Annotated in this window: 18 protein-coding genes and 1 pseudogene; 15 read left to right on the top strand and 4 right to left on the bottom strand. The window is 29.3% G+C overall.

Translation table 11 applies throughout. The features are described 5' to 3' along the window. The first annotated feature begins 417 nt into the window (after window positions 1-417). From htpG to N4A57_RS18325, 3 genes are all read left to right on the top strand, one after another. Window positions 418-2,298, top strand: coding sequence for a molecular chaperone HtpG (gene htpG / locus N4A57_RS18330; protein WP_293659553.1), 1,881 nt, complete (start codon window positions 418-420; stop codon window positions 2,296-2,298). 117 nt (window positions 2,299-2,415) lie between these two features. Continuing rightward, window positions 2,416-2,553: a TipAS antibiotic-recognition domain-containing protein gene (locus tag N4A57_RS18695; protein WP_442863871.1), complete on the top strand. Its 138-nt coding sequence runs from the start codon at window positions 2,416-2,418 to the stop codon at window positions 2,551-2,553. Window positions 2,554-2,680: 127 nt separating this feature from the next. After that, entirely contained in the window at window positions 2,681-3,835 is a 1,155-nt protein-coding gene (locus tag N4A57_RS18325; RefSeq protein WP_293659551.1) for an iron-containing alcohol dehydrogenase, read from the top strand. A gap of 65 nt (window positions 3,836-3,900) precedes the next feature. On the opposite strand, the gene N4A57_RS18320 is transcribed toward N4A57_RS18325, so the two are convergent. Beyond that, window positions 3,901-4,077, bottom strand: a complete 177-nt coding sequence (locus N4A57_RS18320; RefSeq protein WP_293659550.1) for a hypothetical protein — start codon at window positions 4,075-4,077, stop codon at window positions 3,901-3,903. 365 nt (window positions 4,078-4,442) lie between these two features. Between N4A57_RS18320 and N4A57_RS18315 the strand changes: the two are divergent. The 8 genes and pseudogenes from N4A57_RS18315 to N4A57_RS18280 all read left to right on the top strand — a co-directional run. After that, a pseudogene (locus N4A57_RS18315) lies at window positions 4,443-4,622 on the top strand (glutaredoxin family protein); the annotation flags it as partial. Window positions 4,623-4,850: 228 nt separating this feature from the next. Beyond that, window positions 4,851-5,357, top strand: coding sequence for a YcxB family protein (locus N4A57_RS18310; protein ID WP_293659549.1), 507 nt, complete (start codon window positions 4,851-4,853; stop codon window positions 5,355-5,357). Window positions 5,358-5,518: 161 nt separating this feature from the next. Next, complete coding sequence (locus N4A57_RS18305; RefSeq protein ID WP_293659548.1) at window positions 5,519-5,986, top strand: methylated-DNA--[protein]-cysteine S-methyltransferase; 468 nt, start codon at window positions 5,519-5,521, stop codon at window positions 5,984-5,986. Window positions 5,987-6,001: 15 nt separating this feature from the next. Beyond that, on the top strand, window positions 6,002-6,886 hold the full coding sequence (locus tag N4A57_RS18300) for a radical SAM protein (RefSeq protein ID WP_330671557.1): 885 nt from the start codon (window positions 6,002-6,004) through the stop codon (window positions 6,884-6,886). A gap of 18 nt (window positions 6,887-6,904) precedes the next feature. Beyond that, a complete protein-coding gene (locus tag N4A57_RS18295) occupies window positions 6,905-7,588 on the top strand; it encodes a YjjG family noncanonical pyrimidine nucleotidase (RefSeq protein ID WP_293659547.1) in 684 nt (227 codons plus the stop codon). A gap of 494 nt (window positions 7,589-8,082) precedes the next feature. Further along, window positions 8,083-8,328 carry a hypothetical protein gene (locus N4A57_RS18290; RefSeq protein WP_293659546.1) on the top strand — a complete coding sequence of 82 codons (246 nt, stop codon included), beginning with the start codon at window positions 8,083-8,085 and terminating at the stop codon, window positions 8,326-8,328. 25 nt (window positions 8,329-8,353) lie between these two features. After that, on the top strand, window positions 8,354-9,580 hold the full coding sequence (locus N4A57_RS18285) for a hypothetical protein (RefSeq protein ID WP_293659545.1): 1,227 nt from the start codon (window positions 8,354-8,356) through the stop codon (window positions 9,578-9,580). Between the two features lie 525 nt (window positions 9,581-10,105). Beyond that, window positions 10,106-11,722 carry an ABC-F family ATP-binding cassette domain-containing protein gene (locus N4A57_RS18280; RefSeq protein ID WP_293659544.1) on the top strand — a complete coding sequence of 539 codons (1,617 nt, stop codon included), beginning with the start codon at window positions 10,106-10,108 and terminating at the stop codon, window positions 11,720-11,722. A gap of 47 nt (window positions 11,723-11,769) precedes the next feature. Here the strand turns inward: N4A57_RS18280 and N4A57_RS18275 are convergent, their stop codons facing one another. Then, window positions 11,770-11,952: a hypothetical protein gene (locus N4A57_RS18275; protein ID WP_293659543.1), complete on the bottom strand. Its 183-nt coding sequence runs from the start codon at window positions 11,950-11,952 to the stop codon at window positions 11,770-11,772. Window positions 11,953-12,087: 135 nt separating this feature from the next. On the opposite strand from N4A57_RS18275, the gene N4A57_RS18270 reads away from it, so the two are divergent. From N4A57_RS18270 to N4A57_RS18260, 3 genes are all read left to right on the top strand, one after another. Next, complete coding sequence (locus N4A57_RS18270) at window positions 12,088-12,282, top strand: hypothetical protein (RefSeq protein WP_293659542.1); 195 nt, start codon at window positions 12,088-12,090, stop codon at window positions 12,280-12,282. A gap of 125 nt (window positions 12,283-12,407) precedes the next feature. After that, window positions 12,408-12,941 carry a signal peptidase I gene (gene lepB, locus N4A57_RS18265; protein WP_293659541.1) on the top strand — a complete coding sequence of 178 codons (534 nt, stop codon included), beginning with the start codon at window positions 12,408-12,410 and terminating at the stop codon, window positions 12,939-12,941. A gap of 291 nt (window positions 12,942-13,232) precedes the next feature. Beyond that, window positions 13,233-14,135: a CPBP family intramembrane glutamic endopeptidase gene (locus tag N4A57_RS18260; protein ID WP_293659540.1), complete on the top strand. Its 903-nt coding sequence runs from the start codon at window positions 13,233-13,235 to the stop codon at window positions 14,133-14,135. Window positions 14,136-14,165: 30 nt separating this feature from the next. Here N4A57_RS18260 and lexA read toward each other — a convergent pair whose 3' ends face one another. Continuing rightward, window positions 14,166-14,780 (bottom strand): transcriptional repressor LexA, encoded by a 615-nt coding sequence (gene lexA / locus N4A57_RS18255; RefSeq protein WP_293659539.1) that lies wholly within the window; start codon window positions 14,778-14,780, stop codon window positions 14,166-14,168. Between the two features lie 157 nt (window positions 14,781-14,937). Between lexA and yneA the strand changes: the two genes are divergently transcribed. Next, window positions 14,938-15,231, top strand: coding sequence for a cell division suppressor protein YneA (gene yneA / locus N4A57_RS18250; RefSeq protein ID WP_293659538.1), 294 nt, complete (start codon window positions 14,938-14,940; stop codon window positions 15,229-15,231). Window positions 15,232-15,267: 36 nt separating this feature from the next. Here yneA and N4A57_RS18245 read toward each other — a convergent pair whose 3' ends face one another. Then, a complete protein-coding gene (locus N4A57_RS18245; protein WP_293659537.1) occupies window positions 15,268-16,377 on the bottom strand; it encodes a tyrosine-type recombinase/integrase in 1,110 nt (369 codons plus the stop codon). Window positions 16,378-16,514: the final 137 nt, after the last annotated feature.

Raw genomic sequence — 16,514 nt, 5'->3', positions numbered from 1 at the left:
TATGATTTATTTTGTTATGTTATATTATTCCAGTAAAAAACAAGCTGAAATCTATGCTAAATTTAACTGAATTACATAATAATTACTGGAATTATATTTCCAAATTTGTTGTGATTGTTTGTACAAATTTTACGTAATTAACTTATATATAAACTAAAAAAAGAGTAAATAGAATTTTAAAAGTTATGAATTATAGAAGGAAATAAAAAGATTTGTGCCTAATTTAATAGTAACTATGTTTTCTTTAATAAAAAGTATTGACAAAATATAAAAAAAGGTGTAATTTAAAAGTAAAATTAGCACTCGACAAAAGAGAGTGCTAACAAAAAATAGGATTACCTGTGCCCTTTATTCAATTGAAATATTTATCTTAAAGGGCAAATAAATTATGTTTTTATTATGAAGGGAGAGATTTACTTGGGAAAAAAGCAATTTAAGGCAGAGTCTAAAAGACTTTTAGATCTTATGGTTAACTCCATATATACTCATAGAGAGATTTTTTTAAGGGAACTTATTTCTAATTCCAGTGATGCCATTGACAAAATATATTATAAGACATTAACAGATGATTCATTGAGTTTTCACAAAGATGATTACTTTATTAAGATAAACATTGATAAGGAAAACAGATTATTGAAGATTTCTGATACAGGGATTGGGATGACAAAAGAGGAACTTGACGATAACCTTGGTGTCATAGCAAAGAGCGGATCTTTGGCATTTAAAAAAGAAAATGAATTAAAAGATGGACACGATATTATTGGTCAGTTTGGCGTAGGTTTTTATTCTGCATTTATGGTAGCAGATTCAGTTACTGTTAAGAGTAAAGCCTTTGGCAGTGATGAAGCTTACAAGTGGGAATCTACTGGTATAGAGGGGTATACTATTGAACTATGTGAAAAGGAAACTACTGGTACAGAAATTGTACTTAAAATAAAAGAAAATACAGAAGATGAAAAGTTTGATGAGTATCTTGAGGAATACAGATTAAAATCTATTATAAAGAAATACTCTGATTTTATTAGATACCCAATCAAAATGGATGTAACTAAAAGACGTCTTAAAGAGGATAGTGAAGATGAAAATGAAGAATACATAGAGGAAGAAACTGTAAATAGTATGGTGCCTATATGGAAAAAAAATAAAAGTGAATTAACGAAGGAAGAGTATGATAAATTCTATGAGGAAAAGCATTATGGTTTTGACAAGCCAGTAAGACATATTCATATTAAAGTGGATGGTGCCATAAGCTATAATTCAATTTTATATATACCAGAAAAAATGCCATATGATTTTTACACAAAGGAATATGAAAAGGGGTTAGAATTATATGCTAATGGTGTTTTAATAATGAATAAGTGTTCAGAATTATTACCAGACTATTTTGGTTTTGTAAAAGGGATAGTGGATTCAGAAGATCTGTCTCTTAACATATCTAGAGAAATGTTACAACATGATAGACAATTAAAATTAATTGCTAAAAACATTAAGAATAAAATTAAAAATGAGCTTAGTAATTTATTAAAAAATGAAAGACAGCAGTATGAAGCATTTTACGAGTCCTTTGGAAGACAATTAAAGTATGGAGTATATAGCGATTTTGGAAGTCATAAGGATGTGCTACAGGATCTATTAATGTTTTATTCATCAAAAGAGAAGAAATTAGTCACTCTAGATGAATATATATCGAGAATGCCAGAGGAACAAAAGTACATTTATTATGCATCAGGGGAGTCAAATGAGAGAATTGAAAAACTACCACAAACAGAATTAGTGTCAGATAAGGGATATGAAATATTGTATTTTACTGATGATGTGGATGAGTTTGCCATAAGAATGATAATGACCTATAGAGAAAAAGAATTTAAATCTGTATCAAGTGGTGACTTAGGTATAGAGATGGGAGAAAATGAAAGTACACCAGACCTAGATAATGAAGAAAATAAAGAATTATTTGAATATATGAAAAACCTTCTGTCTGATAAGGTACAAGAGGTTAGAGCATCAAAGAGACTAAAGAACCATCCTGTATGTTTAGCAAATGATGGTGAGCTTTCTATAGAGATGGAAAAAATCTTAAATGCAATGCCTAATAGTGAAAATATAAAGGCGGATAAAGTCTTGGAAATAAATGTGAATCACAGTGTGTTTAAATCATTAAAGGAATCTTTTAAAGAGGATAAGGAGAAGGTTAATCTATATACAAATTTATTATATAACCAAGCCCTACTTATTGAAGGTTTAACTATTAATGACCCAGTAGAATTTACGAATAATATATGTAAAATAATGATATAGACCAAAACCACTTTTGAGTATAATTATACTTAAAAGTGGTTTTTTATTTGCTTATGAAGACAAAATACACAAATAGAATTATATAGGCAATATGTAGCAGATAATTTTTACTAATGCATTATAAATATATTTGAAGGATTAGGCCGATTATATGTGACTCATGAGGCATACATAAGGAATATGGACGAGAACAAAGAGGGATTATCAAAGTCTGCTAAGGATGTCATTGAAATATATTGTACCATTAAAAAGTAATGTGTGTGGAAGAACTAATTAGAAAATCCACAATAGAAAACTATATGAAGTAAACTATTTACATATTAACTAAAATTTGCTATAGTAGAGTTGGACAAAAAATTAACAAATACAAGGGGGAACTCACATGGATTTAAAATGGTTTCGTGTACCAAAGGATATAGTATTTGGTGATGGCACATTAGAATATTTATCAACTTTAGAAGGGAAAAGAGCAATCCTAGTAACCGGTGGAAGTTCAATGAAAAGATTTGGATTTTTAGACCAAGCTAAAGAATATTTAGAAAAGGCTGGTATGGAAGTCATTATTTTTGATGGTGTAGAGCCTAATCCATCAGTAGAAACTGTTGAAGCTGGTGCTAAAGCAATGCTAGAATTCGGACCTGAATGGGTAGTTGCTATAGGAGGGGGTTCGGCTCTTGATGCGGCTAAAATCATGTGGGCATTTTATGAGCACCCAGAATTAAAATTTGAAGATATTATAGAGCCAGGTAGTTTACCAAAGTTAAGAAATAAGGCTAAATTTGTGGCTATTCCATCTACAAGTGGAACAGCATCAGAAATAACAGCATTTTCAGTAATTACTGATGTGGAAAATCACATTAAATATCCAATCGTATCTTATGAAATTACGCCTGATATAGCAATATTAGACCCACAACTTCCTGCTAAGATGCCACCTCATATCACGGCAAATACAGGAATGGATGTTCTAGCTCACGCAATTGAAGCTTGGGTATCTACATCTGCTACTAGTTATACAGATCCAATAGCATTAGAGGCTATTAGACTAGTATTTGATAAATTATCAGCTGCTTATGAAAATGGTGGAGATATGGAAGCTAGAAAGGATATGCATAATGCTTCTACTTTAGCAGGTATGGCATTTACTAATGCATCTTTAGGATTAGTACATAGTCTTGCCCATAAAATAGGTGGAGAATTTGGAATTACTCATGGTTTAACTAATGCCATATTAATGCCATATATTGTTCAATACAATAGAACAGCAACTGATAAGGTTGAAAAGTTAGAAAAGTTATTAGGAATTGAAGATTTACCCCATGCTATTAAAGAGTTAAACAAAAAGCTTAATATTCCTTTAACATTCAAAGAAGTAACAGAAGTAGAGATTAAGGAAGATAAGTTCTTAGAAGTATTAGAGCGTATGTCTAAGAATGCATTTGAAGATCCTTGTACTCTAACAAACCCAAGAAGCAGTAGCCCAGAAGATGTGGCAATGATTTACAAGTCTGCTTTCTATGGAGAAGATATTAAGTAAATAAAGAAAAAAGGTATTCTATTTATTATATAGAGTACCTTTTTCTTTTATGGAAAACTTATTATTTAAATATCCTTATGTTTTTTATTATCAATATATATTTTAGAACCATCAAATGCATTTCTTCCTTTAAATTCTGAATTAGTAGGGTTTAATTGATTACTCTTATTACTTAAATCATATTTAAAGGCTAAACTGTTTGAGTCATTTTCACTTTTTTGATTTTGTATTTTAGAATTCATAAAAAATATTCACCTCATACTTAGTTATTTTAAATATAAATTATATTTAATTTTTTATTACTTCTTTAAATTTGTATAGTAAGAACGAATATATTTTCTCTACTATATTTTTTCACAAAATGAAAAATATTATGTTTGAGTTTTAAATAAATATTTATTTTTCCATATAATTAGCATAACTAAAGGAATATTTGGCATAACATGTGATTTATGAAGGTTGATGGGTATTTGAATTTACATTTTAAGTTTTAGCATGAAGTGAAATCCATGTTTTTTAAATTAAACATGGGTAATAATAATATTAGGAGGTGTATAACATGAAAAAGGTCGTAGTTTTTACTAGTAATACATGACCACATTGTCATACTGCGAAAGAGTATCTTTCAGCAAAAAACATTAAATTCCAAGAGAAAAATGTTCAGACAAATCCTGAGGCTAGAAAAGAGCTTATAGAAAGAAAAATTATGGGAGTCCCTGCTATCCTCGTTGATGAAGAGATGATAGTTGGATTTGATAAAAATAGGTTAGATAAATTACTTTCTTAGATGTGATCAAATACAAGTAAAATCTTCTTAAAGAAAATAACTATTAATTGCAGGTTATAGTTTTTCAGTTGTCCTCTTGGATCTTTGAAGCTTAACCTGTAATTTTCATAGGCATGTTAAACTTAAAAGAATTTATATTGCAAATAAAAGGCTATTGTGAATATGAAAGAGTATGTTTAGATTTACGAATTGATTTAGATGCATAATAGGGAGATGATGTAGTAATATATGAAGATAACTTATGATATTAGGAAAGAAGATTATTGGAATTTTAATAAGTATGTTATGTATAATAATTTTAGAACCAAGATAACCATTATATTATCAATTATATTAGGAACTATTGCAGCATATATTTCCATAAGAGCTATTACAAATTCTAATCTATACTCATTAGCTTGGGCGTTTACGTCATTTGGAATTATATATTACATAATGATTCATTGTACTAGAAAGAGAGCGTTTAAGTTTGCTGAAGATGAAGGGGGAATACTAGGAAAACATACCATAGAAATAAGTGAAGAGGAGATTATTGAGAACACCTACTATAATAGCAGTTTTCACCTATGGTCTGATATAAAAAATATAGAAATTACAGAGGAGTATATTTTCATATTTACAAGTAAAATACAAGCATATGCCATACCTAGGAGGGCTTTTAAAACAGAAAATGAAGCTATTAGATTTTATAATTTTTTAATTAGGCATTTTAAAGAAAAGAATGAGATAGATTAGGACCTTAAAATTACTAAGGTTCTTTTTTATTATAGAAATTAGATAAGGAACGTACGTTTGTGATAATATGATATAATAAATATGGAATATGACCATATAAATTTACTTGCACATTAAAAAAAAGAGAATTACCTTTAATTTTTATTTATGGAGGTCTTTATATGATTAAAAAACATTATGGTTATTATGAATCAGAATTAGGCACTATAGAAATAATTACTTCAGATGATAGTGTGTTATCAATTACGTTTGTGGAAGAAAGAAAGGAAGAGAAAGAAAAACCAGAAATATTGAAACAAGCCCTAGCACAGATAAAAGAATACTTTGAAGGTAAAAGGAAAGAATTTAATTTAAAAATAGACTTTGTGGGAACTGATTTTCAAAAGAAGGTTTGGAATGAATTGTTAAACATTTCCTATGGACAAACTGTGTCATATAAGCATATAGCCGTAAAAATAGGAAATGAAAAGGCAGTAAGAGCAGTGGGAACTACCAATGGAAAGAACAAGATTAGTATAGTAGTACCTTGTCATAGGGTAATAGGATCTAATGGAAAACTTACCGGTTATGCAGGTGGTGTACATAGAAAAGAATGGTTAATAAATCATGAAAATAAAAATTCTAACTAATAAATAATAAAGGGAGTGATAGTTATTAGATACGAAGGAGTAATATATAGGCCACCAAGTGAATTTGATAGTTTAATAATTCAAGCAACTATAGGATGTCCCCATAATAAATGTAGTTTTTGTAATATGTACAGGGACAGAAGGTTTAAGATAAGAAGTGTAGAACAGATAAAGAAGGATTTAGAAGATGCAAAAGGTATATATGGAGAAAAACTAGAAAAAATATTCTTTAGTGATGGAAATACTATTTTGATGAAGACTAAAGATATAATAGATATACTAAAATATAGTAAATCATTATTTCCAAAGTTAAAAAGGGCTACCATGTATGGTTCTGCCCAATATATTAATTTAAAATCCTTAGATGAATTGAAAGAACTAAGGAAACATGGATTGACTAGACTACATTGTGGTATGGAATCTGGAGATGATGAAGTTTTAATTAAAATAAATAAGGGTTATACAGGAAATGAAATGATTAAAGCAGGAAAGTTAATAAAGGATGCTGGTATAGAACTAAGCTTATACTATATTGTGGGTTTAGGAGGAAGAGAATTATCAGCTAATCATGCTATTAATAGTGCCAAGGTTATTAATGAAATAAAACCTGACTTTATAAGGCTGAGAACATTAATGCCTAGAATTGGAACCAAATTATATGAAGAATATAAAAAAGGAGATTTTAAATTATTAAATCCCCATGAGGCTCTAAAAGAAACTAAGGTACTTGTTAATAACTTAGAAGAAATAAACACATGCTTGGTTAGTGACCACATATCTAATTATTGGAATATAGAAGGATCTTTATCAAGGGACAAAAAAGATATGATAGAAGAAATAGATTATGCAATATCTTTGGATTTATCTAATTTTAGAAATCCAGAATCGGGAAATTTATAAAGAACTGGAGTTGAAAATATGAAGTACAAGGTGATTTTATTTGATGCAGATGAAACATTATTTGATTTTAAAAAAACAGAAGAATATGCCTTTGAAAGGACTATTAAAGAATTTAATATAAACTATGATAGGGAATATCATTTTAAAACCTACAAGATAATTAACAAGAATATATGGAATGAGTTAGAGAAAGGATTAATAGGTCCTAAAAAACTTAAAGTAGAGCGATTTAATAGATTAAAACAAAAATTGAATCTATCCTTTTGTCCAGAGGATTTTAGTTGTAAATATGGAGAGTTTTTAGGGGAAGGCTCTTTTGTATTTGAAGATGCTCCTAATATAGTGAATGAGCTTAGTAAGAAATATAGATTAGGAATAATTACAAATGGATTAGCTAAGGTACAGAATAATAGAATAAGAAATTCATCCATATACAAGTACTTTGATAATTTAATAATTTCAGAGGAAGTAAATGTGTCTAAGCCTAATCCAGAAATATTTAAAATATCATTAAATGACTTAAACCATGAAGATAAATCCTCTGTACTAATAGTTGGAGATAGTTTAACGTCAGATATAAAGGGGGGAATAAACTTTGACATAGATACTTGTTGGTATAATCCTAACAAGATAGAAAATACTACAGATATGAAACCTACCTATGAAATAAATAATTTAATGGACTTATTAAATATAATATAAGAAAGTAGCATGAAAACATGCTACTTTTTTAACTCTTTCCTCTACTTTTCTTCTGTAACTAATCTTATGTATACAACTAATGAAGGTGTCATTTGTATATAATAATTAAATCTACAACATAGTAAAAAATATAGCTTAGTTATGATAATGAGAATATATAGTAAGAATACTAGCAGTAACAGAGGTGTATGCTATTATGGCCGCAAGGTCTATGGTTAGATTAATTGTTATATTTAGCATGGAATATTCACCACCTAATTAGAACTATACAAAGTAGAGAAAAGAGTCTGTTGATATAAGTATCTCCTAAAGATGGTAAAAATATACTTTTATATAAAATGAATAGTATATAGTAGGAGGCTCAAGGAAAAGAATGGTAAAGTATTTAGGTCATGAATAATTGAAAAGTGACAAAATACACTTTTTGTGATAAAATATTTACCATAATATAATTTATATTCAAAAAATTAACATAACGAGGGGAGGAACATCTATTGTCCAAAGTAATAAAAGCAATATTAACAGGAATTGTATTTATTAGTGAATATATATTTACAACTATCATATATCCTAATATTCAAGAAGCACTGGCATTGCAACAAGCTGATAATCCAGATATTGCTTTTGAGGGACTTCAATTTTTTCAATTAGTTCATACTTATGAATGGATAATAATAATCCTATTATTAGGAGTTATATGGTCAAAGGAAATTAGAGGGGTACTTAGAAAGATTGATTAGAATATTCACTTAAGGGGGAAATATAATGAAAGAAGGCATTAAAATACCAAAGCCGGAAATTAAAAAACCTGACTTTAAGAAATTGGGAAATAGAAAAACTATGCTAATAGTCATAGCTGTAGTTCTAGTATTTATGGCTTTTAATGTATTTAAAAGACCCTATGATAAACCAGAGATAGTGACTATAAAGTCCAATGAAACGGCTTTCTTAGTTCCAGTGGTTGGAGATGGTGAAAAACAAAAGAAATTTTTAAGCGAAGACGATATGCGCAATCAATTAGTAACGGAAAAAGATATTAAGATACCTCATTATTGGCTACAAACGGGAAGACTACCAGGACAAGGAGAATGGAGAGGTAAGGCTAGATTATTAGTTATAGATAGGACACCAGTAACTAGGGAATGGGTAAATGGACCAGGCGGAACTAACCAAGATGCAGATGAAGCTATAAAAGTAGAAGCTAAAGATAGTATAACTTTTTATAGTGGAATGAACTGTACAGCCATGATTAAAGAAAATGACGCAGTTGAATATAGATATAATTATGGAGAAAGACCTCTAGAAGCTATAATGGATACGGAGATTAGACCTATGGTAGAAGCATTATATGCTGAAATTGCAGGAACTATGCCATATGAAGGGGTTATATCTAATAAGGATCAAATAATAGGTTACATAAGAAATGGTAGACAAGAAATGGCAGCCATACCTGAAAGTAAAGCTGAATATGATGCTAATGGAAATTTAATTAAGCCATTTGAGCCAGCTATGCCGGCTAGAAAAGCCGTGATGGGTGTAATTTCATATTTTAAAGAAAGAGGAATCACCATAAGTGTACTAGGTATGAAGGGTGGTTTAACTCCTGAAAATGCTGAAATCCAAAAGGCTATAGACGAAAAGTTTAAAGCAGAGAAGGACTACCAAACTCAACAGGCTAGAAATAAACGTAATGTGGAACAATCACAAGCTGAAGCACAAGCTAAACTTGAGGCCCAAAGGGCATTAAATGAATTGAAGGTAGAACAGGCAACAGCTGACGCTAAGGCGGTTAAGATAAAAGCATCTGTAATAGATCAAGAGCTTAAGTTAAAGCGTATGGAAGTGATGCTTATGGAAGCAGAGGCAAAACTTGAAAGGGCTAAACGATGGAATGGAGAATACCCAGACACTTTAGTGACAGATGCAAAAAATGCTAATATGTTCTTAGGATTACCAGGACTTACTGGTAAGGGGAGTGGAACGCAACAATAAAATAACAGGACAGTTTTTTAAACTGTCCTGTTATTTTATGCCTCAATTGAGTGAAGTTTATTTTTAAATTCTATTTCTAATGTGCTTGATTTCTACTATTGAGAGGGGAATCATTATGACTGATAATAAAACAGTTATAGCCCTTATATATGAGCTATCAATGAAAAAATATAAAAGTAGACTAAAGTAAAACGATATTTTAATGATTTTTTTATATTTCATGAAAAGATTTAACATTAATACACCTCTTTTGTAAAAAATTTATTCATATTACAAGTATATATAATGAAGAGGCTTATTTAAAGGAGTTATTGATAATAGATTATAAAAACAAGAAAAGTTAAATGTGAGTATTAAAATTTAAATACTCTTAAAAAAAGTATTTAATACTAATTAAAAAGAGTGTATAATTTAAAAGGTAGATATTAAAATTGCACAGTTAACTGTGCAATTTTTTAGCGCGTATGAAATTCATAAACCGAGAGGAGGAAGCTATACAAGAAAGTTTGTATGGCATAAGTAAATTTGATTACAGTAACTAGTGTAGGATTAAGATTTGGAGATAAGAAATTATTTGATGATGTAAATGTGAAATTTACTCCAGGCAATTGCTATGGAGTTATAGGGGCAAACGGAGCAGGTAAATCTACTTTTTTAAAGATATTATCAGGAGATATAGAACCTAATGAAGGAAATGTATCTATTACTCCAGGAGAAAGACTTGCTGTATTAAAACAAAATCACTTTGAATTTGATGAATGTATTGTGTTAAATACAGTTATAATGGGCCATAAGAGATTATATGAAATAATGGAAGAAAAAGATGCCCTATATATGAAAGAGGATTTTACAGAAGAAGATGGAATAAAAGCATCTGAATTAGAAGGGGAATTTGCAGAACTAGATGGATGGGATGCAGAAGTAAATGCTGAAAAGTTATTAATGGGATTAGGTATTGAAAAAGACTTGCATTCTAAAAAAATGAGTGAGTTAAAGGGAAATGAAAAGGTTAAAGTTTTATTAGCTCAAGCATTATTTGGTGAACCGGATATCCTTTTACTAGATGAGCCTACTAACCACTTAGATTTTAGAGCTATTAACTGGTTAGAAGAGTTCTTAATAACTTATGAAAAGACAGTTATAGTAGTATCCCATGATAGACACTTCCTAAATAAAGTGTGTACCCACATGCTAGATATTGACTTTGGTAAAGCTAAATTATTTGTTGGAAACTATGATTTTTGGTATGAATCAAGTCAATTAGCTTTAAAATTAATGAAAGAACAAAATAAAAAGAAAGAAGAAAAGATTAAAGAATTACAAGCCTTTATTGCAAGATTTAGTTCTAATGCTTCTAAAGCTAAGCAGGCCACTTCTAGAAAGAAGCTTTTAGATAAGATTACAGTAGATGATATTCAACCATCCTCAAGAAGATATCCTTTTGTTGGATTTACACCTGAGAGAGAAGCTGGCAAAGATATTCTTATGGTAGATGGAATTAGTAAAACTATAGATGGAGTTAAAGTATTAAATAATGTAAGTTTTACTGTAAGTAAGGGTGACAAGATAATAGTACTTGGAAGAAATGAAATTGCTAAGACGACTTTATTTAAAATACTAATGGGTGAAATAGAGCCAGATGAAGGAACTTTCAAGTGGGGAGTAACTATAACAAAGGATTACTTACCTAAGGATAATAGCTCTTATTTCGAGGGATTAAACTTAAACTTAGTAGATTGGTTAAGACAGTATTCAGAAGAAAAATCAGAGACTTTTATAAGGGGATTCTTAGGAAAAATGTTGTTCTCTGGAGAAGAACCTCTTAAGATGTGTAATGTATTATCTGGAGGAGAAAAGGTAAGATGTATGTTCTCAAAGCTTATGTTATCAGGAGCTAACATGTTACTTTTAGATGAACCTACAAACCACTTAGACTTAGAATCTATTCAAGCTGTGAATAACGGACTTGTTGCTTTCAAAGGAACAATGTTATTTACATCTCATGACCACAAATTTATTCAAACTATCTCTAATAGGGTAATAGAAATTACACCAAAGGGTGTATTTGACAAAGAAATAGAATTTGATGATTTCTTAGAAGATGATGAAATCCAAAAGAATATAGATTCAATGTATCAATAGATAAAATGGGTGATTTAATTAAATCACCCATTTAAATTAAAAAGAAATTATTTTGTAGTACTTATAGTCTTATGTATCTCCTTGTAAAATTCATTTATTTTTTCAGTATTATTTAAGAGCTCTAGAGCTTTAAGGGCTGGACTAGATGTATCTCCACCAGCACAAGAACCTATGGCTTCTAACCATGTCTTTGTAATTTCAGTAGCTAATTCTTCATATGTTTTACTCATAATACTTCCTCCCATATTCTAAATTTCATATTAAAAATATTATATCATCAATTGACTCCACATTTCATACATATAGTATAAAAATTTTGAATATAGTTAATAATAGGAACTATAGGAAGAAAGTGGGGATAATTTATGAACAATAGATATGAGGAAGAATTAAAACAAATAGAGCAAATAAACCAAATATTTTCTCAAATATCAGATGGTTTTAATGAGTTAGATAGTGCCATAGATAATCTATCTAGTAGATTAGAAATTCTAGAGGAAAAGTCAGATGATCTGATGGCCCAATACGGAAAATTAATAAATAAATATTATAAAAACTAAAAGTTAATATTTTAAATATAGAAATTAAGAACAGTTTAAAATACTGGTCTTTTTTTTATAAAAAAATTGACTAGAATATAATTTGTTGCTAATATCAAAGATAATGGATAAATTATAGAATACATATGAAAGAAGGAGAAACTTTGGACAAAGGTATAATGGATTTGATAAAAAATTTAATAGTAGCTGGCATAATAGCTTTAATTATATCTGTATTTATTAAGCCCACTTTAGTAAAGGGAAACTCCATGTATCCAAGTTTTCATAATAATGACTATTTACTTATAAATAAAATCCCCTATATATTAATGGAACCAAATAGAGGGGATGTGGTGATTTTCAAAACTTCTATTATGACATCTACAGTAAAAGTAAATAACTTGGTAAAACGAGTAATAGGGGTAGGTGGAGATTTAGTAGAGATAAAAGATGGAAAAATATATGTTAATGGAGAAAAAATTAAAGAAAGCTATATTAATGATAAATATACAAACAGAGATTTAAGAATAAGGGTTCCTAAAGACAGTTTTTTTGTAATGGGAGATAATAGGGAAATTAGTTTAGATAGTAGAAAATTAGGTCCAATAAAAAAAGATCATATAAGGGGAAAAGCATTTTTTAGAATATATCCCTTTAATAAATTAGGAATGATTAAATAAAGAATAAGACAATTTTTAAACTAATACTATAATGTAGATTTCGTAGTAACAAATTGGCTTTATATGTGCCTACTTCATGAAAATATATTGAAAATCTTTTCCATTGAAGTCCTTGTCACAAGCGAAAGTGTGAATTTTCGTAGATAGGTTCATGAGTCATGTTGGATTATCATAGGATGTTGTGACGTTCCTCAATTCCAAAAATTTTCAATATATTTTCCCTTATAGGCAAGTTAGTGTATAAAGAAATCTTAGTGTTACGAAATCTATGAAGGTGGAGGTGAATTATATATGCTATTAAATAATAGAGAAGGATTATGTTTTGAAGCAAAAAAGGCTAAATATTTACCCAATTTGTTTGTTGCCATACTATTGGGAATAGGATTTTTCATAGTAGGACAGCTTTTAGGAGTAGGAGTATCTATCATAATATCATTAATTAAAATAAAGTTTACTAATTTAAGTGCATTTGTAACCCAATTAATTATAATGTTTTCCTTAATTAGTGCATGTGTGTTTTTTTGGGTGAAGTTCATAGAAAAAAGAAAAATATCTACATTGGGATTTTACAGGAAAAATGCTTTCAAGAATTATATGAGAGGATTTTTTATAGGATTAATATTATTTTCTATTGTAACCTTCATTTTATTTGTAACAGGAAATGCTATACTAGATAAAAATTTTCATGGAAAAGTGGGAGTAGCAGCTATAGGAAGTGTTTTATTGGTTTTACCTGGATGGATAGTTCAAAGTGCTACAGAAGAAATCTTAACAAGGGGATGGCTTATGAATGTAATAGGAGCTAAATATAATGCTGGATTAGGCCTTATAGTATCTTCCATGCTTTTTTCCGTAGCCCATTTTTTAAATCCTAATGTGAATAGTATAGCCTTAATTAATATTGTATTAGTAGGTCTGTTATTTGGACTTTATGTTATAAAATATAAGGAATTATGGGGTGCATGTGGTATTCATGCCTCTTGGAACTGGGGACAGGGTAATATTTATGGATTTGAAGTTAGTGGTAATCGAGTAGATACGGGAACCTTGTTTAAATTAAAATCTATTGGACCTCATTGGATAACGGGAGGTAGTTTTGGACCTGAGGCTGGACTTGTATCTACATTAATTTTAATAATAGGTATTTTTGTACTATTAAGTCTAATAAAGAAGGAAGCACAAAAACCCATTTAAAATCAAATGGGTTTTTTGCTTTATATCTTATTACATTTTTCTAAAGACACCCTTCACAAGTCCTAATATTTTCACATCATTACATATTATAGGTTCCATAGTATGATTTTCTGGTTGCAATCTGATATAATCACTTTCCTTAAAAAATCTCTTTACAGTAGCTTCATCTTCTAGCATGGCTACCACAATATCTCCGTTACATGCAGTTTGTTGTTGTTTAATAAGGACATAATCTCCATCTAGAATTCCTGCCTCAATCATACTGGTTCCTTTTATAGTTAACATAAAATAATTATTGTCATCCACAAAGTTTTTGGGAACAGGAAAAGAATCTTCAACATTTTGTACTGCCAATATGGGAGCTCCTGCAGTAACTTTGCCTACTACAGGAACATTTACTGTAGTAGTATTTACTAGAATGCCATCCTTCGTATCTAAAATTTCTATAGCTCTTGGCTTAGTAGGATCTTTACGAATATAGCCTTTTTTTTCTAATTTAGATAAGTGATTATGTACAGTGGAAGTAGATTTTAAACCTACTGCTACACAAATTTCTCTTACTGAAGGAGGATAGCCCTTTTCACTTACTGTATATTTTAAAAAATCAAGTATTTTTCTTTGCTGATTAGTTAATTCATCTTTCATACGATTACCTCTCAATTCTCCAAATATAAGTTCTTGTAACTATTATAGCATATATTCAGAAAGATAATCAAACATTTGTTCTAAAAAACTCTTTACTGCGAACGAATGTTCTGGTAAAATTGAGATGTGAAAAGAACGTATGTTTGGAGGTGCTTTAATGTTAGGATTTATACTAAAATATAAGAGGGAAAATATTATTATATTAATAATGTTAATAATAGGAGTATTTTTATGCACAACTGTGTCTGGAGTTAATAATTTCCCTATAAAGGAAGAAAAAAAGTACATAGAAATTTATATAGAAAAGGGAGATACCATATGGACTATAGCAAGAAAATTTACATCTAAGGAAGAAGATATACGAAAAACAGTCCATATGATAGGTGAAATTAATAATTTAAATTCATGGGATATATATCCTGGACAAAGTATAAAAGTTCCGACAAATTAAAAGGAATGTGGATTTATAAAGTCCACACTCCTTTTTTTATTCTTCTAACCACTCAAATTGTTTAATAATTTGTCTCTTAGAATCTTTTTTATGAGCCGCATAGAGTTGAGTTGTGGTTACATTATCATGATCTAATAAATTTTGAACATCGTATATGGAAAACCCATTTTGAATTAAGGAGGTGGCAGCTGTTGCCCTTAACTTATGGGGACTATATCCATTATCTTTAGTAGTTCCTAAAGCTATTGCTGTATATTTTTTTACTAATTGCCTTATGGCTCGTTGAGTCATCCGAGTTTTTTGTAAAGATAGAAAAAGGGCATCCTTATGTTGTTCTAGTATCTGAGAATCCTCAGGGCGTTCCTTTTTAATATATTCCATAATGACTTTTTCCACAGATTTATTTAGGGGCATATTAACTTCTTTTCCCCTTTTTCTATATATTTTAAAATCACCTCTACTAAAATTAAAAGAAGATATGTTTAGTTGTTCTAATTCTTTTAATCTTAAACCATAGGTTACAAATAGAATTAATATGGCCTTATCCCTTGATTTAGTTTTTTTCCAGTAAATTAGTTCTTTATCCGTTAGTCCTATTCCAGTTTCCACTGCATCTAACATTTTTGCTACTTCATCAATTTCTAATCTTTTTATGGCATCGGGTTGAGGTTTAGGTAATCTTATGGGATTAAATCCATCCGTAATGTTATTATCCATTATTTCATCCCTATATAAAAATTTAAATAATACGGCAAGGGAAGATTTTTTTCTAGCCAGTGCCCTATTGTGGTTTTCCATGACTACAGTGGAGGTGTGATTTTTAATAATATATCTAGTACAATAGTCTCCTAAAAATCTATTAATATCTTTAGCTTTTAATTTATTAAAATCTTCATTAGGAATTAATCTGGTATCTTCAGCATTAGTATGACTAGTTTTGTTCACCAAATACTTACAAAAGAATAATATGTCCTGTAAGTAGGCATATCTACTAGATAGGGCTATACCATTTTTTAAATATATAAAAAAATCATCCATAAAGTGGGGTAATTCTTTTTCTAGATAAATACATTTTTCTATTAAAGAATTTTCTGTATGAACAATATTATTTGGTTTATCTGATTTGTTATGTATCTTAAAATCCATGATTGACCTTCCTTTATAAAATATAAGTTTTTTTAAAGTATAATATGTATTAGTCATAGATGTCAAATAAGATATTAATTTCCTATTGCCTTGGAAATAGTGAGATTTCATCATTTTTCCTATTATCTTATATATAT

The organism is Anaeromicrobium sp., from assembly GCF_025210435.1.
Classification (GTDB): domain Bacteria; phylum Bacillota; class Clostridia; order Peptostreptococcales; family Thermotaleaceae; genus Anaeromicrobium.
This window is presented reverse-complemented; position numbering and strand designations above follow the sequence as displayed.